Source organism: Paraglaciecola sp. QJM3NY_14, from assembly GCF_056173245.1.
In genome coordinates, this window is record NZ_CM149664.1 from 2,141,675 (window position 1) to 2,163,960 (window position 22,286).

Sequence of the window (22,286 nt, forward strand, 5' to 3'; positions counted from 1 at the left end):
CAAGAATACCCAATGAGACAGACTGCAAATGATGTCGTTCAGTTGCAGCACTCCAAGGCCAGATACAACAATGTTTAGACATGTTGTCGTCATTTTATGGCGCCTGAACTAAAGCAAATAGTGTAAAATTAGCTTTATCAGCAGCGGCATATTTATACTCAACAGATGAAATCAGAACAAAGTACGACAATAGATGTCACCAACATACCGGTCAACGAAGACATAACATGCAGTACGTGCCGAGCGAATTGCTGCCGCCTTGAGGTGATGTTGATAACTGAAACAGGCGTGCCGGAGAAATATATCGCGCAGGACAAGTGGGGCGGGGAAGTCATGCTTCGTTTAGAAGACGGCTGGTGCGCAGCGGTCGACCGAGAAACCATGCTGTGCACCATATATGAGAACCGCCCGCTTATTTGCCGTGAGTTCGAGATGGGTGGCTTTGAATGTCTCGACGAACGTACATGACAAAATATCAAAAGCGCAAAGGCCATGAACTGGCGTTTTAGAGCGCTCACAGGCTTTGACCCTATGGTTATGAGCGCATTTGAATATATAAGGGTTAGTGGTTTGGCCGCTCGGGTAGGGCGGCCTTTAATTTTGCCTCACTCACGTTCAGGGCTTTGGCTACTTTGGCCAAATCAGCTTGGGGGCCGCCTGCATCGTCCATGGCTTGCATCAACTGCGCTTGCGTCACGCCAAGTTTTTCCGCTGCTTTATCAAATCCCGGGGGTGCTATATTACCGTCTCTACCCATATTTTGAGGGCGACCGCCACCGGGGGGCTCGTTACGGGTGATTTTAGTCCCTGCTGGTGGATGGGCGCCAACGCCTGCTCGGGCGGTAGTTGAGAAATTGTTCTTAGCCACCACGCCTTTTAAGCATTTAGGTAAATTTGGAAATGTATTGGTTGAATGGTAATGATAAGTGCTGATACCACTGTCGCCAATCAAGCCTGTGTGGCCATTGCATTGGTCTAAGTCTGTCGGCATAACATTATCGGCATCGACACTGCCATAAATGGGCACGCCATCAAAGGCATAACCGAAAAGCGCAGCTGGATCTTGGGTTAAGTTAGTGCACTTAGCGTCCACATGCTCATGTGCGTACACACTATCAATATCGCTGGACGTGCCGTGATAATGATACCAACCTCCAGGGTCAACATGGCCTGCACAGGTATCTAACGCAGGTAAATGGCCTGTGCGCTGCACACTGGGGGCATCTGAGAAAATCGGCACGCCAGCCACAGCAATACCCACTTTAGATACGACGCCTAAACGAGATGCTGTTTCAGCCATGACGGGCGAGGTCGGTATCAATAAAGTGATTTTAACGTCTTGGTCTTCTGATACCTGAATACATGCGTGATCGACAGTGGGCTTGGCGGTGGCATTATCCACAATATGCACCGTGCCATCGTCATCATAAAAAGTGTAGCCTTGCTCGTTTAGCATGCTGAGAAAGTCTTTATCTAAGCGATATAAGCCTGCCTTTGAGCCGTCCCAGTCCCAAATGCCGCCTTTATCTTCGAGGGTCTTAGGGCAAAATGGGCCTATTTCCACTTCATCTGGCAGGTATTTCACCACCAATTTTGCACATTGGGCGTCATCGCCATTTTCTAATGTGCATGCCACGATTTCTGGCTGCTTGGCCAATGCATTAAGACTGAACAGATTGATATTCACTTGGGATGCATCGGCTGTTGCACTTCGCACCGCAATCGATTTTTGAGTCGATGGTGTTTCATCGCTGCAGGCGGTGATTGCAAGAGGGGCGGCGAGCGCAATAAGCGCTGCGCTAAGTGTATTAATCATTCTAGCGGATAATGAGCATATATTACTGCGTCTTAATGTATGACAGCGGGTCATAGGGCACCTTGTGTAATGTGGTTGTATTAAACTCGATTGATATGAGTAGAGGTTAACCATGTCTGAATAGAGCAAACGTCGCTTAAATCAAACGTCGTTTAGACTAAACACCTATATGCGTGAATCAATCGCATTGATTGCTTGTTTAAGTATTCAGAGGGTCGACATTCGGTACGCGTATAATAACGCATTTGCCAAGCAAGCCTTAGCGTATAACCCCTGAATAATGCCTTGAAGTGTGCAGAACTAGTGCAAATGTGTGACGGGATTTAAATAGGGAGGTATTACACTCTTTATGTTATTACGCGTTCATACGCAGACTGTCGTGATAATAGCGAGAGCTTGAGAACTGAGCCTCTGCTTCTACATACACGTCATACTGCTGAGTTCGTCCGCAAGTGTTTGGGTATTTATCTCAGGCAGTGTTAGCCACAGTATTAAGCCACCTCTTAAAATACGGTGTCTTGTATGTCGATGGGCATCGAAAACTCTCGTCGTTTTCGCGCATTTTCGATGTGGCTGCACCCTACAGATAAATATCAGCTATTAAAGCCCTGCGAATTAAATATTGTGCTGTTTAAACCAAACAATGACGTGGTTGGCATCACAAGTGGTGAATGCATGGCGAAATTGAATGCCTCAAGTCGGGTACTGTTAACCCGTGGGGCGTGGAAGGGCGAGCCTATTATTCGCGCTGCGTTAAGTAATTGGGCCACGACAGATGAGGATGTAGCGCAAGTTATTAGCGCTTTGGATGCAGTAACTTAAAACTGGCGCTTTATAATCCAGTACTTTATAAACCAGCATTTACACAGACAAAGCAGTGACAAAAGCGCGCTATGTATATAACGCAGGGAATAAGCATAACGCGCTTTTGGGTTCATAAGCTGTAATTAAAATGCGTAACTGACGCTGAAGGTTGCCGTTCTGGGTAAAATGTAACGACCAATTGGCGCGCTAGGATTACGTGGGTCACCTTCTGTTAATGCATCTTCATCAGTGATATTTTGCACCGCTAACTCGAAGGTTAATCCAGAGTCACCTTGCACTATCAGACCGACGTCGTATTTTTCATATCCGTCTAAAACGACCGTGTTTTCGTTATTGGCAAATCTATCATCGACCATAGAAATGGTGCCATATAAGGTGGCAAAGAAGTCATCAAACTCAAAGTCATAGCTTGGCGTCAAGCGTACCTGCCAACCTGGTTGACGCTGTGCTTCATTACCTTTGTTAGTGGGGCTTTCAGTAATTTCAGTTTCTTGAATAGTCGAATTCAACGAGATAGAAAAACCGTTGTCTGCAAAGTAATTGGCGTCTATTTCAACACCATAAGCTTCGTTAGTCAGTGTTTGGACTGGAGCACCTGGTACTGCTTGAAAGCGGTCACCCTGTACTTCGTTGTAAAAGCCTGTGGCATAAACGGTGTAGTTCGCTTCAGCTAATTTATAACCTAGTTCTATTTGGGTCACGTCTGTGATCAAGTCTTCACCTGATGAAAAGCTATTAAAATTTTCTCGTAGGTCATCAAAGTAAGGCATTTTGCTGCCTTCGCTATACCGCAGAAAAACACCTTGTTCACGTTGGAACTGCCAATTCACCCCAGCGGTAAATGCCACGTCAGATTCATCATATTGAACCGCTTTGGTAATCATGCCGTCTAGGCCTTCATCTACAGTGTAATCAATGGTGTGGTTTTCATCACGCACCCCAACATCAGCGGTAAGGGTATCCGTTAATTTATATTCAAAAGCGGCGTAAATCGCTTTGGTTGTGCCATCCCCAGTGGCATTTAAATCGTAGTTCCAGTCGCAACTGTCTTGGTTATCGTTACAATCGATACCCGTCAGATTCTCACCACCGGGGCGAATAACATGATATGACTGATTGCCGATGCTCCACCAATCATCTGATGAAAAGTTGGCAACATATAATCCTAGAGACGCTTTATATTTATCCGTTTGTTTCGTAACAGCCACATCATTGGTAAAAGATTCGATATCTTTACGGACTACCCAGCGACCAATTTGCTGGACTAACGTATCGCCGTCATATACGTCACCTGTTACGGCGCCGGTGGCTGATACACCATTATCAGCCACGCTCGATAACAGTGTTGGGTTGCCATTAGGGACTAAGCCGAGGGTATCGGCATCACCAGATAAATGCGCGAAGCGATCAACAAATGTCCATCCTTCACCAAACTCTAGGTTTACACTTCCCCCTGTTACCGTGCCTTTGAAACCACGTCCTTCACTAAAATCGACTGATTCAGATGTGCCTTCTGGTCCATATTGAATCGTGGCTTTACGATTAAGTGTGCCAAGTTGGGTGTAGCTGTTATCAACGCCATCCACTAACGGGGTAGGTAAGTACCATGCACCGTGATCGTCAGTGGTGCGGGTGAAAAAGTTGATTTTACCGTTATCCAACACTTTAGTGATGTTGAGAGTGAACTGGTTGCCTTTTTCAGAGTTAAAGCCAGCATCACGAATGCCCGGGCTTTGCTGAACATAACCACCAAACATGAAGTAAAGATCTTCCGCTAATTTTCCAGAAACAACCGCATCAACACGTTGTAAGTCATAGTCTGAGGTGGAATATTTAATTGAGCCTTCAGTTTCATCAGACCCTTCTTTCAGCAAAAAGTTAGTGGTCAAACCGGGTTGGCCGCTGGATACTACAGAGGCTGGCCCACCGCGCAATGCATCAACGATGTCAATGGTTTCATCAATGCGAAACAGCGACGAATTTTCAAGGAAAGATAGTGTTGAAGGAGGAAAAATAGGCACGCCCTGAACTTGTAAGGTTAAAAACGGTGCATCGCCGCCGCCCGGAAATCCGCGAACGAATACATTAGCACCAGACACCCCACCTGAGCTCTCAGCCCAAACGCCAGGGATGGCTTTAAACAGGTCAGCTGTGCTTTTAGGGGCAAGTTTTTTAATGTCAGCCGCGCTGATAAGGGTTGTGGCGTAACTTGCTTCTACTTTGCGCACTGCAGTACCGCTGGCACTGCCCGTGACCACGATTTGCTCAATATAGATATTCTCATTTTTGTTACTTTGGTCATCTTCTTGTTGTGCCAATACCGTGCTTGGCAACACCAGTGCCATCGAAATGCTCAGAGCTAGAGAATTCAGTTTGTGTGTTGTTAAATTCATGTGCTTGACTGTCCTGTTGTTAGTGTGGTGTTAACGATATGTACAAATGCAAACGATTGCAATTGGTATTTTGCAATCGTTTGCATTTAATGTGGAATGTGTTGATTTCACAGGGAATTTGTTTGAGGCTTCTTGCTGGGGGAGGGTGTAGTATTGTTTAAAAACGATTACACTAGACTTAGCAGGCTTTACTGATAATACCAATTCGCATAAATAAGTGCCGCCTCAGAATGCGTCCAGCGGTTTTTGACAAGGCGTCGCTATGCAGTAATGGTTGTTCCCTTTCAAATAGTGAGAACGCAGAGTAAAAGCCGCTGAGGCATTTCTTTTAAACGCTCGCTGAGTGCTCACTTTTCAACGGGCAATGGTATAAGTAGCTAATTCAATAATCGCGTGCAATGAATCAATAAATTTGGGTAATAGATTGAAAAGTAACAAAAAATTGACCTTGAACGACTTGGCTGGTCTGGCTGGGGTGTCAGCATCTACAGTATCTCGCGCGTTGAGTGACAACCCTTTGATTAAAAAAGACACGCGGGTACGCATTCAAGCGTTAGCGGCGTCACGCAATTTTAGTATCAATACCGCCGCAAGTCGTTTACGCACCCAAAAAACCAAAGTAGTGGCGGTTATTCTTAACCTAATCGATCACACTGAGCAGAGTATCAGCGACCCGTTTTTATTGAAAATCGTGGGCGATCTAAACCAAGCCTTAAATACCAGAGGCTATGACTTATTGTTATCTAATTCGTTTATGGCCACAGACAATTGGGCCAACTATTTTATTAACAGTCAGCGTGCAGATGGTCTTATCGTTGTAGGCCAAGGCAAGAGTGATGAAAAAGTAAAGGAAGTGGCTGAATCTGGTGTACCTATGGTGGTATGGGGCGATCCAAAAACCGAGTCTAATTATCCCGCTGTCGGCAGTAATAATCATTTAGGCGGCGAGATCGCCACACAACATTTGATTACTGGTGGATGCAAAAATATCTTATTCTTGGGCGACCCTGAGCATATGGAGATGACTGGACGTTACCGGGGGTATCAAGATGCGCTTAAAGCGCACTCGATCACATTCGATGGGGCATTCACCGTCGCATGTGACATTACTAGCAGTGCAGCATATGCCAAAATCAGTGAACTTATTTTATCCAAAGGGCTGTTTTTCGACGGCATCGTCGCTTGTAGCGATATGGTTGCCTTAGGCGCAATGCGCGCATTGAAAGAACGTTACATTGGCATTCCTAGCGACGTTGCTATCGTTGGGTTTGATGACATTATGATGGCTGAATTGTCGTACCCTTCATTAACAACGATTAAACAAAATACCCAGCGTGCTGCACAAGTGATGGTCGACAAGCTAATTGCGCAGTTTGAAGGTAGAAAAGTCGACTCTTCTTTGATAGACATCGCACTAGTGGCGCGTCAATCAACGAAACATAACCTATAAATACTAATTCAACCTTTAATGTATTATTGAATGCAAACGATTGCATTGTGTTAACTTACAATTTACACTTCTACTCATTCTCTCAAAAGTAGACCTATCCTATGAATCGAATGCTGACCATTATTGCTATCTCACTGTGCTATTTCGTGTTTGCTGTTCTGCTCAACAGTGTGGGCACGGTGATCTTACAGTCGATCACCAGTTTTGATGTCAGCAAAACTGACGCTAGTACATTAGAAGGTTTTAAGGACTTGTCTATTGCCTTTGTATCGTTTTTTGTTGCGTCATTTATTCCCCGCATAGGATATCAAGTTGCACTTTGTTTGGGTTTAGTACTGGTCGCTGTGGTGTGTTTACTGACCCCGCTTTTTGCCGAGTTCTTTTTTATTAAGATACTGTTTGCCGTTATCGGTACCGCGTTCGCTTTGGTCAAAATATCTGTGTATTCATTGATAGGGCAGCTCAGTGACAATACAGAGAGTCACTCATCACTGATGAACACGGTAGAAGGTATTTTTATGGTCGGCGTGCTCTCTGGCTATTGGGTTTTCAGTGGGTTCATTAACGCTGATGATCCTGCTTCCCTTGAGTGGTTGAACGTGTATTACCTATTAGGTGGCTTGATTAGCTTAGCCGCCATATTTGTGTATTTCGCACCGATTGAGCGTGAACCTTTTAAGGCAAATCAAGACAGTGCATTAAGCGAGTTTGTTGACATGCTTAAGCTAACGTACCAACCATTGGTGCTCATTTTCGTTATTTCAGTATTCCTTTACGTATTGGTAGAGCAGGGAATTGGCTCGTGGCTACCCACGTTTAATCGCGAAGTGTTGGGCTTACCCGTAGACATCAGTATTCAATTGACCAGTATCTTTGCAGCCATGATTGCGCTTGGTCGTTTGTTGGCTGGTTTTTTGTTGCGATTTGTCCCTTGGTACGTATTTATTAATGCCTGTTTGGTCATGATGTTTCTAACCATACTGCTGACCTTACCCATGACACAAGTTGCTGAAAACCAAGTGGTCGCGGGCATTTTTGACGCACCGCTTGCAGCTTATTTACTGCCTGCAATTGGCTTATTTATGGCGCCGATTTATCCGCTTATTAACTCAGTGGTACTCAGTGCTTTACCCAATAAACAGCACGCAAAAATGACAGGGTTGATCGTTATTTTCTCGGCGTTAGGGGGAACGTTTGGCTCGATCCTTACGGGAGTCGTTTTCGACAAGTTTGGCGGACAACACGCCTTTTACATGTCACTTATTCCTATTATGATGATCATGCTGAGTTTGTATATTTTTAGAAAACTTTCCGTGAACAATCGTTCTGTGTCAGTTGAAGGAGCGTAGGACCATGAGTGACTCGATTTCATTTGACCACCCAAGCATTGTATTTTTTGAAAGTGAATTATTTAGACGCATTCAACTTGAAGCGCTTTTTAACGACAGCAAAACGATTTGCGACGCTACGCCACGTTCGAGTTGGAAAGAGGTTGTGGAACAATATGAGCGTCATAAATCTCTGGCGAATTTCTCTCTCGATGCATTTGTAGAGAGCCATTTTATCCTACCAGCAGATATTGAATTAAATGATTCGACAGCCAAGGTAACCCTAAAAGAATACATACAACAGCTATGGCCTAAGTTGATACGCCAGCCTGATCGTAAAGATACGATGAGCACATTATTAGCGCTGGATCACTCGTACATAGTACCAGGTGGCCGTTTTCGTGAAATATATTACTGGGATAGCTATTTTACCGCGCTAGGGTTAAACCAATCAGGTTATACCCACCTTATTAAAGATATGGTGTTGAACTTTATTGAATTGCAAGAACGGTTAGGCTGCATCCCTAATGGCAATCGTAGCTATTACTTTTCTCGCTCTCAACCGCCTGTGTTAGGAATGATGGTGGAGCTGTGTGTTAATCATGATAATGCACCAGACACTGAATTTGTTTTACGATGTATTGAAGGCATGGAGCAAGAGTATCGGTTCTGGATGCACAACGAAGACAAGCTCATTAATGGCGGCGCAGCTGCAGAGCGAGTGGTACGTATGCCGTGTGGCGCAATACTGAATCGATATTGGGATAACCTTGCCACTCCACGCACTGAGTCATATCTAGAAGACATTGAGTTAGCACGGGACTTGCCACAGGAGCAAAGAGCTGAATTCTATCGAAATATTCGTGCGGCGTGTGAATCTGGTTGGGATTTTAGCTCACGCTGGTTGGCGGACAGTCATGAACTTGCTTCAATAGAAACCACGGAAATTGTTCCCGTGGATTTAAATTGCTTGTTGTACCGTTTAGAACGTAACTTGGCCAAATACCATGGGCTGCTTAACCATCATGATCAAGCGGCACACTTCAATGTTCGAGCAGATGCACGCAAAGAAGCCATCGACCGTTATTTTTGGTCAGACCAAGAACAGTTTTACTTCGATTACCAGTTCATTAAACAACAGCCACTCAACGTACGCTCGCTAGCAGCAACATTGCCCTTATTTGTCGATATTACAAGTGCTCAGCAGGCAAGAAGCGTTAAGAGCACATTAATGTCGACATTTTTGCAAGAGGGGGGATTATTAACCACTTTGAATGCGACGAGTCAGCAATGGGATTCCCCCAATGGTTGGGCGCCATTGCACTGGTTTGCTGTTATCGGTTTACGCAATTATGGCTACAAGGAAGATGCGAGGAACGTTATGCAGCGCTGGTTAAAAACCGTAGACGCTCATTTTATCAAAAGCGGAAACATCATGGAAAAATACAATGTGCACTCACTTGATAGCTTAGCGGATGGCGGGGAGTACGAAGTACAGCAAGGGTTTGGTTGGACGAATGGCGTGACATTGGCGTTTTATGATTTGTTAATATAATCATGACTTGGCTTTATCGCTCAATGTAGATTGTATTTTCTGTTATAAAACCTTGGCTAAAACAAAAGCGACACGCCCTTAGACTGAGTGATCCAAGGGCGTGTCGAGGCATGTTGGGGTAAAAGGATTAGAAAGTCGCTTTCACACCGAGTTGAAAACGTCTTCCTGAGTATTGAATCTGAGTGACTCGTTCTCGCACATCGGCATATTCGACTATTTTTTCATTGGTCAGGTTGATGGCTTCAGCGCTGACAGTGAAGGTTTCGTTTATGTCGTATGAGGTGCTGAAATCAAATTGACCATAGTCTTGCACGTGTTGAGGCAAACCGTTACTTCCTATCACTGGGCCTGAGCGGTATTTCAGGTAATTGTCACGCCAGTTATATGCTAAGCGCGCTTGAAAGCCTTCCTGCTCATAAAAGCCGATAACGTTGTAAGCATTCTTTGAAAAGCCTTCTAAACCACTGCCCGCAGATAACACGTTTTCGCGTGCTATCTCGTCTTTCGCCGCTTCATCGTCTTTGCTGTCGGTGTAGGTGTAGTTAGCTTGAATACCGAAGCCACTTAGCCAACCGGGTAAATAATCAAAGTAGTGCAACGCAGCCACTTCAATACCGCTGACTTTGCCGCCGCTACGATTGGTTTGCTCTTCTGAGTATTCATAAAAGGTCCCCCAATTCTGATTCACGGCGACGTAACCCGTATCTTTTTGCACTGTCTTTTGCGATATGAACGTGCCTATGTCTTTGTAAAACAGGCCTGCTGAGTAGGCATCGCCGTTGTCGGCGTAATACTCTAACGACAAGTCATACTGAGTTGCTTCGTAGGGTTCTAAATACGGATTACCACTTTTCGTATTGTACTGATCAGCTCGAATACGCAAAGGGTAGGTGCTGTTTACGCCAGTATCTTCAAGGGCAGGGCGCGTGATAACTTTGGCCGCGGCACCTTTTATAAAAACGCCATTACCGAAATCAACGTTTAAATTGGCACTTGGCAGAAAGTGCGAATAGTCTTTTTCAACCGTTAACGCTTCAGGATCCGTATAAACAATTTCTACTATGACGCCTTCGTTTTGCTCGTAAACATCACTGATTGAGTCACGAAAGCGGCGATGACCCTCAGATGACGTTTTGGTTTTTACATAGCGTAAACCGACGTTGCCGCTGATCAAAATGTCTCGTACTTCACCCTCCAAATTGAGTTGGCTGTATAGAGCAAAGGTTTCTTCTGTGTTCGCAACAGACTCGGCGGGGGCTAAGTATTCTTGAGTCCAATTAGGCTCCTGACGAATATCTGCAATGGCTTCTTTGTAAGCGTTGAAATCATTTACTAGCACAAAATTACGCGGGAAGGTGCCGCTTTCATCTGCTAAGAAGTTAACGTTATTTGTACGAAATAAGCTGTCTTCTAAATCAATGTGTTGGCCACACGTGTTGTAGGGTAAAAGAGTGTTATCGAACAGGTATTGTTCTTCAGGTGTGGTTATTTCGGGCTGCACCCATAAATCCGTATTATAGCAGCCATGATTGATTTTAAAGACTTGCTGGGACTTTTCACGATCCGAATAGGCCACGCCCATATCAACTGATCTGATTGGCCCAGAATCTAGGGTATAACTCGCATCGAACTTGGCTTCAAAAATTTCATCTTCAAGCTCTTTGTGTTGAATGTCATTCCAGTGCGTGCGGATGGCCGCTGGGTTACCGTATTCAACAGACGTGTCGATGGACATAATATCGCCGTAGTTATCAACATTCAGGTAGTCATTAATGGTTAGGCCTTTGATCTGTCCATCAACGTAGTTGGGGTCAAAGATATCTAACGAATCGTCGTAATTAGGATTTACGGCATGCGCTACAAGTGTGTTGGCTTTGGGTGTTGCGGTGGATTTTGAATACGACAAATCGCTCACCAATTTCCAGCTGCTACGATAGAATTCACTATTTAATCCAAGGGCCAAGGTGTCGGAGTCTTGCCCACGCTCTTGCATAAGCACATCAATTGGTTTTTGATTTCGCTTGCCCTCAAGCAAGGTGTAATTTTCAGATACGACTACGTCACTCCAACCAGAACCCTGCAGCGGCACTTGAATACCGTTGCTACCAGCTTGCCGGCTCAAGTCCGTGTATAGAGCATCGAAGGTATGTGTGGTGTCTTCGTCGGGTTGCCATTGAAAGGTGACGTTTGCACTTGTGCGCTCACGCTCTTCAATATCCAGAGTAAAGGTGCCTCTACCAGGATACCAAATAGTGCCTTGGGTGATATCTTGGCCATTAATGTCTTTAGTGGGACCGGTGATCCAGGCTTGGTTGTCCGCTTGAAATGAGCCCCAATGGGTGGTACCTGCAGCATCGACTCTATTGGTGGTTTTTTGACGAGAAAATCCAAACAAAATGCCAAATTGATCATCAGCAAAGGTATTGCTAATAATGGCTGACACTCTATTACCGTACTCGTCAGCCAAGTCGTTGTAGCTAATATTTGCTGATGTGGCAGCATTAAAGCCCGTGCTATCTAAAGGTCGGGCCGTCGATATATTTACGTAGGCGCCTAAGCTTCCTTCGGCTATGTTGGCGCGCGATGCTTTAATCACGTCCGCGCCCGATATCAATTCTGAAGGTAACGCTTGAAAATCAAACTCTCGGCCTCTGTCTGTCGTGGCAATCGTTCGATTATTAATTTTCACGGCATTGAATTGTGGTCCCATGCCACGAACCGAAATTTTTGAACCCTCACCATTATTTCGCGAAATCATCACACCAGAAATCCGCTGTAAAGACTCGGCTACATTTTGATCTGGAAACTTACCAATATCTTCGGCCACTATACTGTCTTGTATCGAAGGGGCCGATTTCTTTAGGTCCATCGCTTCACTCAGACTACTTCTTATTCCTCTAACTTGAATGACTTCTGTTTCGTCAGTTTGTTGCGCATAGGTGTTGGCACTAATCAGTGCTGCAGAGACAGCGATGCCTAAAGGTAATAAACGAAAGTGTTTAACGATTGTCATGTTCCGATCCTTATGAGTTCACACTACATTTTTCTGTTGCAAGCGGTACTTGATGCAACAAGCACTAATGACAATGAATGCTTGTTGCAAATACTGCTCGGTTGTTAATGGTGTGTAATTTAGCAGGTTTATACATATTAACAAGTTAAACATAATATGTTTGAGTCAAATTCATTGCGTATACGATAAGGCGCGGTTTGGCACGATAAAGCTGGGTGGATGTTTGCTTTATGTTCTGGGCGCTGAGGATGGCGAGGACACAGGCTAAAAATGACTAATAGAAGAACCATGACAAGGTTCAAGTACAGCGCTAGCACGGAATATTTGTTTACGATTTTGTAGGCTAATTACTGGGATCGTTGGGTACTTTGGGTATGATATGTCTGAATAATAAAAGTCGGCTATAAAAAGCCGACTAAAGCACATTTACATCCAGAACATCAGGGAACAATATGATTCTTAAACACGCTTTTAAACCACTGCTTTTCGGTGCGTTGACGTGCATGAGTGCATTCGCACTTGCCGCGCCGCAGCCTAATTCAACACCTCTTACTGCTACGCCAAAATCTCTCACTGAAGCCGCCAACTGGCCAGCGGTTCAGTATGACAATGCAATCCCTACGATGCAAAGTGTGTTGGGTTACTCTGTAGGCCAGCGCATAACGTCGCATTCAGACATGCTGCGCTTTTTTGAAGCCCTGCAACAAGCAGCCCCTGAGCAGATAAAACTTTTCGAATACGGGGAAACATGGGAAGGGCGAAAGCTTATTTATGCAGCCATCGGTACTAAGCAGAACATCGCTAACTTGGCGCAATTCTCGACAGATATGCAGGCATTATCAGACCCGCGAGTTACCAATAAAAGTAAAGCCAAAAATCTAATGACCGCGTTACCCTCCTCAGTGTGGTTAGAGTACAGCGTGCATGGCAATGAAATAAGCAGTACCGATGCAGCAATGATGACGGCTTATCATTTGCTGGCGGGAAAAGGGGATGCAACGGTTGATAACATCATGCAAAACAGCATTGTATTTATCGACCCATTGCAAAACCCTGATGGTCGAAGTCGCTTTATCGCCAACTATTATTCTACTGTGGGCATGATGCACAGCAGCGACAGATTATCTGCTGAGCACAATGAACCTTGGCCCCGTGGTCGGGCAAACCATTATCTATTTGATATGAACCGCGATTGGCTTGCCATTACCCAACCTGAAACCAAAGGCCGTATTGCAAGTATGAACAAATATCGTCCATTGGTGGTCATTGATTTACACGAAATGGGTGGCGATGAAAGTTACTACTTTGCCCCATCAGCGCAACCAGTTAACCCACATATGACCAAAGCACAAATCGACAATATCAACTTGGTGGGGCGCAATAATGCTAAGCATTTTGATGCCAATGGCTTTGATTATTTTACCCGAGAAATCTTTGATGCCTTTTATCCTGGCTATGGCGATAGTTGGCCGACTTTTTATGGCGCTGCTGCATCGACCTACGAAGTAGCATCATCTAGGGGCGAAATTTTTCGCCGCATGGACGGTAATGACTTAAGTTACGAAGACACAGTATTACGACATTTTGTAGCGTCTATTTCCACTGCTGAAACCGTTGCTAACCATCGCAGCAAGTTACTGAATGATTACTACCAGTATCAGGTAGATGCGATCGATGCAGGTAAGTCTGATAAGAAAGAGCGTGTTTTCATTTTGCCCAACAAACGAGACCGCGCTGGCAACTTCAAACTGGCTAAATTAATGACCGAGCACGGCGTAGATGTTTACCAAACTACTGAAAAAGTGAAACTGTGTGGTGAAACCTATGCGCCAGGCAGCTATTACATCGACACGGCTCAACCCCGAGGGCGTTTTGTAAAAACTACGTTTACTCAGCAAGTCGACATGAGTAACGCGTTTATTAAAGAGCAAGAGCGTCGCCGAGAACGCAAGCTAGGTGATCAAATTTACGATGTAACAGGCTGGTCATTACCCCTAATGTATAACCTAGAGGTAAACACCTGCGGCAAAGGGGTATCAGGTGATCACCGCTTAGTGAAAATGACTGACACCCTTGAAGGAAAAGTAACAAACCCACATGCCACCGTGGCTTACATTGTACCTTGGGGTGATATGGCCGCAGGACGCTTTTTAACTGCTGCGTTACAGCAAAATGTCACCCTCAAAACCGCTGACCGTGCATTTACCTTAGACGATAAAAAACGCTATCCAGCGGGCAGCTTAATTATCGAAGTGGCCGCTAATGACAATGCTATTGCTGCAACGGTGCAAGATTTAGCCGCCCAAAGTGGTGCCATAGTCGATGGTGTGAATACTAGCTGGGTAACAGACGGCCCCAGTTTTGGTAGCAATGATACCCACCTTTTAAGCGCGCCAAAAATCGCCATGGCCTGGGATGACCCCACTTCATCGCTCAGCGCGGGTAACACCCGTTTCGTGATAGAGCAGCAATTTGGTTATCCGGTGAATGCCATTCGTACCTCGACATTGGCAAGCGCAGATTTACGTCATTATCAGGTTCTGATTTTACCGGCAGGGCGTTATCACAATGGCTTAGGTCAGGCTGGTGCACAGAATATAAAACAATGGGTTGAAGCGGGCGGGGTGCTAATTACCCTTGGCAGTGCAACGCGCTTTGCGGCTGAAGCCGACATTGGTTTACTGGATATCAAACGCGAGTTAGCCATAAAAGAGGAGGGCAGCGCGGACGAGTCTGATGATGAATCATCAACCGTAGCGGGTAAAGCCTATGTCAACCGCGAAGATTTGGTCAAAGACAGTGAAAACAATGAAGAGAGCCCTGATTTCGTTGCTGGGATCTTAGCCAATGTGGAAGTCGACCAAGAGCACTGGCTCACCGCAGGCGTTGCCCCCGAAGTGGTGGGGCTTGTTTATGGAAATGATATCTTCGCGCCGATTCGATTAGCTTCAGGGAAAAACCTTGCATGGTTTAAGAGTGAAAAAGACGTATTGGCCAGTGGTTATCTATGGCAAGAAAATAAAAAGCAATTGGCGTATAAGCCATTTCTTATTCATCAACCTAGCGGGAATGGAATGGTGATCGCGTTTACTCAAGAGCCAACCACTCGGGCGTATCTTGACGGGTTAAATGTGATGTTGATGAATGCTATTTTCAGCGCATCAGCTCACGCTTATGTGGCTAAATAGCTAAGCTGTTATTTAAGGTTTATTGGGGCTTTCAATTCAGGCCAATAAGCAGAACGCTATAATTATGGCGCTAATAGGAACGCCAAGTGGGGAAAACCACTTGGCGTTTTTTTGTTTAATACGGTGTTATTTTTTATAAACGTAATTTTGCATTAGCTTAGCCGCATAGACGTTCGTGCTGAGCAGTAACGGCCTACGACTCGGCTAAATGCTTAGCGTGAAAGCGCAAGTGATCTTCAATAAAGCTGCTGATGAAAAAGTAGCTATGATCATAACCGTTGTGGTATCGAAACTCAGCTGGGTAGTTTATCTCTTGTGCTATCGCCTCAAGCGGTTTGGCTAACTTTTGGCTTTGGTAAAAGTCATCCGCTAGGCCTTGATCAATCAACATGGGTAATTGTAAAAATTGGCCTTGCTGGCGCATTAGCTCACAGCTGTCGTATTGTTGCCATTCGCTTTTATCGTCACCTAAATAATGACTGAAGGCTTTTTGTCCCCACGGGCATTCCATCGGATTCACAATCGGTGAAAAGGCCGACACGGAACTAAAGCGTTTCACATTTGACAAGGCAATCATAAGCGCACCGTGGCCGCCCATTGAATGCCCTGCAATCGCTGCTTTAGGTTGTACTTTGAAGTGCTGCTGAATGAGGACGGGCAGTTCGTCGACGATGTAGTCGTACATGCGGTAATGCTCAGCCCAAGGGGCTTGGGTTGCATTCACATAAAATCCTGCCCCTAAACCTAAGTCATAGGCTTTGTCGTCAGCATCAGGTACATCATCACCTCGCGGGCTGGTGTCAGGTATGACAAGCATGATGCCCAGCTCACTGGCAACGCGCTGTGCACCGGCTTTGGTGACAAAGTTTTCATCTGTACAGGTGAGTCCGCTTAACCAATAGACTACAGGCAGCGGTTTGCTTAGTTCAGCGGCTGGAGGCAAATACACGCTAAGGTGCATTTCACAGTTCAGTACAGCGGATTGGTGGCTAAACCGCTTCTGCCAACCGCCAAAGCAACGGTTTGCTGACACTTCGATTATGCTCGAAGTGTCGCTTGAGGCAGCGCTCATTTGCTGTTGACCGCTCATTAATAATGCACCACTGAGCGGATGGATTTCCCTTCGTGCATTAAATCAAACGCCGTATTGATGTCTTCTAATGGCATAGTGTGGGTAATGAAGGTATCAAGCTCGAATTCGCCATCCATGTAGCGTTGTACATAATCAGGTAATTGGCTGCGACCTTTCACGCCACCAAATGCGGAACCGCGCCATACTCGACCGGTAACAAGTTGGAACGGTCGAGTAGAGATTTCTTGGCCCGCACCGGCCACACCAATGATCACCGATTCGCCCCAGCCTTTATGACAACATTCAAGTGCTGAGCGCATCACATTCACATTGCCGATGCACTCAAACGAGTAATCTACGCCGCCATCAGTCATATCCACAATGACTTCTTGAATGGATTTGTCAAAATCTTTTGGGTTCACCACATCGGTCGCGCCAAGTTGCTTAGCAATTTTAAATTTATCTTCGTTCACATCAATTGCGATGATACGACCCGCGTTGGCCATTTTCGCGCCAATTAGCACAGATAAACCGATGCCGCCTAAACCGAATACCGCTACCGTGTCGCCTTCTTGCACTTTGGCGGTGTTAGTGACCGCGCCCATACCCGTGGTGACGCCGCAACCAAGTAAACATACTTTTTCAAGAGGGGCTTCTTTTGGGATTTTCGCTAAGGCAATTTCAGGCACGACTGTGTGCTCCGCGAAGGTAGATGTGCCCATGTAATGATAAATAGGTTTGCCATTTTTTGAAAAACGTGTGGTGCCATCTGGCATTAAGCCTTTACCCTGTGTGGCACGTATTGCTTGGCATAGGTTAGTTTTTCCTGACAAGCAAAATTTACACTCGCCGCATTCTGGCGTGTATAACGGAATAACATGATCGCCCACTTCGACAGACGTCACGCCTTCGCCAATGGCTTCAACAATCCCGGCGCCCTCATGGCCTAAAATAGCAGGAAAGATGCCTTCCGGATCTTCGCCCGACAGGGTGTAGGCATCGGTATGACATACGCCAGTGGCGATGACTTTAATAAGTACTTCGCCTTTTTGTGGCGGCATCAAATCAACTTCTTCAATGGATAATGGTTCGCCGGCTGCCCAAGCAACCGCCGCACGAGTTTTAATGCTTTGCATAGTGTTGATCCTTTTTGCTGAAAACAGGTATTTTGAGAAATCATAACCAACCCCGATCAAATAGATGGGCGTTAGTTATATAAACGATTTTACTTGCACGCTCTTACTTGCACATTCCCATCAGGCGAATGCGTCTGGGCTCCCAAATAATATCGTCGATGGTATAACCATTGGGACACAGATCGCGTTTATCTAGGGTTTGCTTTAAATGCAGCACAGCTTTGTCTTCAAGCGCCAATTTGGTTTCATTATTTGGTTGCGGGTTTAAATTCGAGCCGATAGGGCGGTTGCTTTGCCCGCCAAGTCTTGCGTCTCTGCTGCCATCACGACCGCCACGTCTGCCGCCGCGTTCGCCTCTATTATCTGTGTCTTCTTCGGGTAAATTAAACCACGATAAACCAAAGGCAAATTGAGTCTCGCCGTCATCGCTTATTTGAGTACTGAAATGATCTGTGGTTTGTATGGGTTTCGGTTCATTGCCGGCACAGCCAAATAGGCTTGCCGTGAGCAAAATTAAGGGCCATTGATACAGGTTTTTGCGCTGTTTTTTCACTTAAACTTACTCACTTTCTATCGTTTGAGTGGTTAGTCTAAACGCTTAACAGGCAGCAGTGCAATACAAGAGATGGGCGGGGCTCATCACTGGCGTAAAGTGCCTTGGTGCATGGTTAAAATTGATACCAACTCGCACTGTTTTTATACAGCAGTAGGCTTTTTAATCTGTCATCTGGCTCTGCTTGGGCAAATTCATGCACTTCGACTGACGTTAAAAGTGCGCCATAAGTTTGCCACAAGTCTGCATAAGATTGGCTGAAGGTAGTTAGCGGAAAATTACTGGCAAGCATCACTCGGCGCTCACCCAGTATTTGCAAGCAGGCCATCATCACTGTTTGCATGTCTGCTTCAGTGTACGCACGATTCTGCATTTCCCAGCCAGAGAGCTTTATTGCCACATTTGGGTATTGCCCGAGTGCACGAAGGTTGTGTTGCCATCGGTCAAAGGCTTGCTGCCAGTTGTGGGTATTAGATCGAAGAGGCGGCCAACCTGCATGATTGATGATCACGCGTAAGGTTGGCGTATTATTAAGCACCTTGCATAGCACTTGTGTGGCTTGAGTATCCGACAATGAAAACTGCGCATCGAAACTCAAACCATGCTCAGCCAACAGGGCCAAGTTTTTTCGAAACACCGAGCTGCTTAGCAAGGCGTGAGCATCGTCATCAAGAATGTGCCTAACACCGACAAGTGACGGACGGCGTCGCAAATTAGCCAACACCTCGGGAAATTGCTCAGACGTTAGATCACCACCTGCCACACTCTTAAAGGCCAGGGTGCAGTGTTGTGCTAGCCAATCAAGTTCTCGCCACGGTTGGGCGTTGTCAAAACCCGCCTCAATGTGCACAAAACCAGCTAGATCCAACCCAGAATCTAGCTGCAGTTCAGCTTGATTAACGTCACGATGAATAGTGTGTTTATCTGGCCAGTGGGGGGGATTTTCGGGTTTTAACCAGCCGTATTGACCATCACTTAGGTTAAAAAGGTGCAGATGTGGGTCGATAATGTCCATATTGCTATTTGCTTTTTCCGTTTCTGCCTGCCGTTTATGTGTAACGCTGTAAAACGACTACTGGGCGGTATAACCGCCATCGATGACTTGCAAACTACCGGTGATAAAACCCGCCTGTTCACTTGCTAAAAAGTAACAAAGCTGCGCCACTTCGTTTGGCTGGCCTAGACGCCCGAGAGGTTGCAACGCGGCTTCTTCTGCGTGTACTTCGTCACCATCGCGCCCTGACTTTTCAAGGTAACTATCAATTGCTTTATGATACAGAGGGGTTTCTATTGTCCCTGGGCATACTGCATTCGCGCGAATATTGTATTTGGCATAATCCAGCGCGGTCGTTTTTGCCATTGATGCCAAAGCAGATTTGGTCAAGTTATATGCAAAAGAATTTTGCTTGGCAATTAGCGCTTGATCAGAGGCCATTAAAATAATGGAACCGCCACCATGCTTAACCATGCTTGGCAGTACGCCTTGAATGGCGGCGTAAGCCCCTTTGACATTAATCGCAAACATCTGGTCAAGCACGTCTTCACTGGTTTGCTCGATATTGGCGGACAGATGCACGCCAGCGTTAGACACCAAGCAGTCAATTTTTGAATGTTCACTGCGGATACTGGCAATAATACCTTTCACTTGTGTCACGTTTGATACATCGCATTGATGCCAATGAACAGCGACATCAGGCTGAGGTGGGGCCTGTAAATCTAAATTAAATACTCGGTAGCCTTTTTGGGCAAATAGCTGACAAATGGCAGCGCCTATCCCTAAGCTACCACCGGTGACAATACAAATGGGCTGTGTTGTGCTTGACATCCTATTACCTCTCACGCTTCATTATCTGTTTGCAAACCGCTCTTTATTTTACCCAACTATTTTACTCAACATCGGTTATTCGTCGTCGAATTCTTTGCCCATTTGCAATGTACGGGTAGCCAATTGCACTTCTTTTAAAAACGATACCAAGGCAACGATCAGGAGCAAAAGCGCGATAACGAATAAAATCACTACGGCTTTAGTCAAGTCCATCAGCAAAAACTCGCCGATAAACAAGCAACATACCACTGAACAGACAAAAAGCGCCGAAGCGGTACACATTCCGATAGAGCGGTTAATAATTTTAATCCGGCGCCACAGGTATTTAAGCTCGACTTGGGAAATTTTGAGTTTGTCAGGGTTTTTAAGAATGGCCACGCGGCGCTCAATTATGCGCGCTCTATCGACAATGCGTCCCAAGCGACCTGACATCACGTTTAAAAAGCCAGCGATGCCCGTCAGCATAAAGACTGGCGCAACGACGATTTGAATCACTTGAGCTAAATCAGAAATCGATGACTCCACGTTTAAGCACTCAAGTCACTGTTTACAGTACGCGAGGCCCATAGGTCGTACTCATCAGCGTGTTCAACTGTGGCGGTAATTATGTCGCCAGGTTTAAGCTCAACGTCACCATTTAAATAAACAAGGCCGTCGATTTCAGGGGCGTCAGCAAAACTGCGACCAATAGCGCCTTCTTCGTCTACTTCATCGATGAGCACTTGAATGGTTGAACCAATTCTACGCTGTAATTTCGCGCTGCTGATTTGTTGCTGTTTCTGCATAAAGCGCTCGAAACGCTCTTGTTTGACTTCTTCACTGACCGGGTCCGGCAAGTCGTTCGCTTTCGCGCCTTCAACATCTGAGTATTTAAAGCAGCCCACGCGCTCAAGCTGAGCGTCGTCTAAAAAGTCGAGCAGCATTTGGAAGTCTTCTTCGGTTTCACCTGGAAAGCCCACAATAAAGGTAGAGCGGATAACTAACTCTGGACACAGTTCGCGCCATTTCTTAATACGCTCCATCGTGCGCTCGGCGGCGGCGGGGCGCTTCATCAATTTAAGAATACGCGGGCTGGCATGCTGAAAGGGAATATCTAGGTAAGGCAACACTTTACCCGAGGCCATTAACGGCATGACTTTATCAACAGATGGATAGGGGTAAACGTAATGCAATCGTACCCACATGCCCATCTCACCGAGCTTTTCGCACAGCTCTGTCATGCCTGTTTTTACCGGCATACCATTCCAGAAGCCCATTTTATTTTTAACGTCTACGCCATAAGCGCTGGTGTCTTGTGAAATAACCAACAGCTCTTTGACCCCAGCGTTTTTTAAGCGCTGGGCTTCATCTAAAATCTCACCAATAGGGCGGCTAACCAAATCGCCGCGCATGGAAGGAATAATACAGAAGGTGCATCTGTGGTTACAGCCTTCAGATATTTTCAAATAAGCATAATGGCGCGGCGTCAGCTTAACGCCAATATCCGGCACTAAATTCATATACGGGTTATAACTTGGCTGAGGCAAATGCTCATGAACCTGATTTACCACTTCTTCATACGCATGAGGGCCGGTAATGGCCAATACGTTGGGATGCACCTCGCGTATTTCATCTTCTTTGATGCCTAAGCAACCGGTGACGATAACTTTGCCATTTTCAGCCAGTGCTTCGCCTATGGTATCCAGCGATTCTTGTACGGCGGTATCAATAAAACCACAGGTATTTACAATGACTAAATCCGCATCGTTATAGGTATTGACCACGTCATACCCTTCTGTGCGTAACTGAGTCAAGATACGCTCTGAATCCACTAGGTTTTTCGGGCAGCCGAGGCTGACAAAACCAATCCGCGAGCCGGTGGATAAAGTACTTGGCTTATCAGCTTCGATAGTTTTTATCGGTGTTTCTAAGGTCGTGGTTTGTTTTGGATTAAAGGTTTCAACAGTCATCAAATGCTCAAATAGTGTAATGGATCAATAAAGTCGTAGATCGAGGCGAACGCCAATTTGACGCGATTATAACGGAAATGGTTTGCGATGCACATGACAGTTGATTGTCTTTGATGGCTGAGATGCAAAGATAGCAATGTGTTTACTTTTATCAGCAAGGTGCTGAGTTCGAAGTGAATGCCT

16 protein-coding genes are annotated in these 22,286 nt (G+C 45.6%); 6 read left to right on the forward strand and 10 right to left on the reverse strand.

From position 1 onward, the window contains the following. The first annotated feature begins 165 nt into the window (after positions 1-165). A complete protein-coding gene (locus tag AC0VYA_RS09075) occupies positions 166-468 on the forward strand; it encodes a YkgJ family cysteine cluster protein (protein ID WP_473480107.1) in 303 nt (100 codons plus the stop codon). 94 nt (positions 469-562) lie between these two features. Here the strand turns inward: AC0VYA_RS09075 and AC0VYA_RS09080 are convergent, their stop codons facing one another. Further along, positions 563-1,870 carry a YHYH protein gene (locus AC0VYA_RS09080; RefSeq protein ID WP_475490780.1) on the reverse strand — a complete coding sequence of 436 codons (1,308 nt, stop codon included), beginning with the start codon at positions 1,868-1,870 and terminating at the stop codon, positions 563-565. Between the two features lie 468 nt (positions 1,871-2,338). Here AC0VYA_RS09080 and AC0VYA_RS09085 point away from each other — a divergent pair, with 468 nt between their 5' ends. Beyond that, on the forward strand, positions 2,339-2,638 hold the full coding sequence (locus tag AC0VYA_RS09085; protein WP_475490781.1) for a hypothetical protein: 300 nt from the start codon (positions 2,339-2,341) through the stop codon (positions 2,636-2,638). A gap of 125 nt (positions 2,639-2,763) precedes the next feature. Here AC0VYA_RS09085 and AC0VYA_RS09090 read toward each other — a convergent pair whose 3' ends face one another. Further along, positions 2,764-5,034, reverse strand: a complete 2,271-nt coding sequence (locus tag AC0VYA_RS09090) for a TonB-dependent receptor (RefSeq protein WP_475490782.1) — start codon at positions 5,032-5,034, stop codon at positions 2,764-2,766. Between the two features lie 424 nt (positions 5,035-5,458). On the opposite strand from AC0VYA_RS09090, the gene AC0VYA_RS09095 reads away from it, so the two are divergent. From AC0VYA_RS09095 to treF, 3 genes are all read left to right on the forward strand, one after another. Then, the gene (locus tag AC0VYA_RS09095) at positions 5,459-6,484 is read left to right on the forward strand and encodes a LacI family DNA-binding transcriptional regulator (protein WP_475490783.1); all 1,026 of its coding nucleotides are present in this window, start codon (positions 5,459-5,461) and stop codon (positions 6,482-6,484) included. Positions 6,485-6,585: 101 nt separating this feature from the next. Beyond that, a complete protein-coding gene (locus tag AC0VYA_RS09100) occupies positions 6,586-7,833 on the forward strand; it encodes an MFS transporter (RefSeq protein WP_475490784.1) in 1,248 nt (415 codons plus the stop codon). A 4-nt stretch (positions 7,834-7,837) separates the two neighbouring features. Continuing rightward, positions 7,838-9,367 (forward strand): alpha,alpha-trehalase TreF, encoded by a 1,530-nt coding sequence (treF, locus tag AC0VYA_RS09105; protein ID WP_475490785.1) that lies wholly within the window; start codon positions 7,838-7,840, stop codon positions 9,365-9,367. Between the two features lie 127 nt (positions 9,368-9,494). Here treF and AC0VYA_RS09110 read toward each other — a convergent pair whose 3' ends face one another. Continuing rightward, the gene (locus tag AC0VYA_RS09110; RefSeq protein ID WP_475490786.1) at positions 9,495-12,380 is read right to left on the reverse strand and encodes a TonB-dependent receptor; all 2,886 of its coding nucleotides are present in this window, start codon (positions 12,378-12,380) and stop codon (positions 9,495-9,497) included. 452 nt (positions 12,381-12,832) lie between these two features. Between AC0VYA_RS09110 and AC0VYA_RS09115 the strand changes: the two genes are divergently transcribed. After that, positions 12,833-15,568 carry a M14 family metallopeptidase gene (locus tag AC0VYA_RS09115; protein WP_475490787.1) on the forward strand — a complete coding sequence of 912 codons (2,736 nt, stop codon included), beginning with the start codon at positions 12,833-12,835 and terminating at the stop codon, positions 15,566-15,568. A 193-nt stretch (positions 15,569-15,761) separates the two neighbouring features. On the opposite strand, the gene fghA is transcribed toward AC0VYA_RS09115, so the two are convergent. From fghA to rimO, 7 genes are all read right to left on the reverse strand, one after another. Then, positions 15,762-16,658 carry an S-formylglutathione hydrolase gene (gene fghA / locus AC0VYA_RS09120; protein WP_475490788.1) on the reverse strand — a complete coding sequence of 299 codons (897 nt, stop codon included), beginning with the start codon at positions 16,656-16,658 and terminating at the stop codon, positions 15,762-15,764. After that, positions 16,658-17,776: an S-(hydroxymethyl)glutathione dehydrogenase/class III alcohol dehydrogenase gene (locus AC0VYA_RS09125; RefSeq protein ID WP_011574648.1), complete on the reverse strand. Its 1,119-nt coding sequence runs from the start codon at positions 17,774-17,776 to the stop codon at positions 16,658-16,660. Before AC0VYA_RS09125 ends, fghA begins: the two co-directional genes overlap by 1 nt. A gap of 103 nt (positions 17,777-17,879) precedes the next feature. Beyond that, the gene (locus AC0VYA_RS09130) at positions 17,880-18,329 is read right to left on the reverse strand and encodes a hypothetical protein (protein WP_475490789.1); all 450 of its coding nucleotides are present in this window, start codon (positions 18,327-18,329) and stop codon (positions 17,880-17,882) included. 115 nt (positions 18,330-18,444) lie between these two features. Further along, complete coding sequence (locus AC0VYA_RS09135) at positions 18,445-19,344, reverse strand: amidohydrolase family protein (protein WP_475490790.1); 900 nt, start codon at positions 19,342-19,344, stop codon at positions 18,445-18,447. Positions 19,345-19,401: 57 nt separating this feature from the next. Continuing rightward, positions 19,402-20,154, reverse strand: a complete 753-nt coding sequence (locus AC0VYA_RS09140) for an SDR family NAD(P)-dependent oxidoreductase (protein ID WP_475490791.1) — start codon at positions 20,152-20,154, stop codon at positions 19,402-19,404. Positions 20,155-20,229: 75 nt separating this feature from the next. Continuing rightward, complete coding sequence (locus tag AC0VYA_RS09145) at positions 20,230-20,679, reverse strand: DUF2721 domain-containing protein (RefSeq protein WP_011574652.1); 450 nt, start codon at positions 20,677-20,679, stop codon at positions 20,230-20,232. Positions 20,680-20,681: 2 nt separating this feature from the next. Beyond that, positions 20,682-22,103, reverse strand: a complete 1,422-nt coding sequence (gene rimO / locus AC0VYA_RS09150) for a 30S ribosomal protein S12 methylthiotransferase RimO (RefSeq protein ID WP_475490792.1) — start codon at positions 22,101-22,103, stop codon at positions 20,682-20,684. Positions 22,104-22,286: the final 183 nt, after the last annotated feature.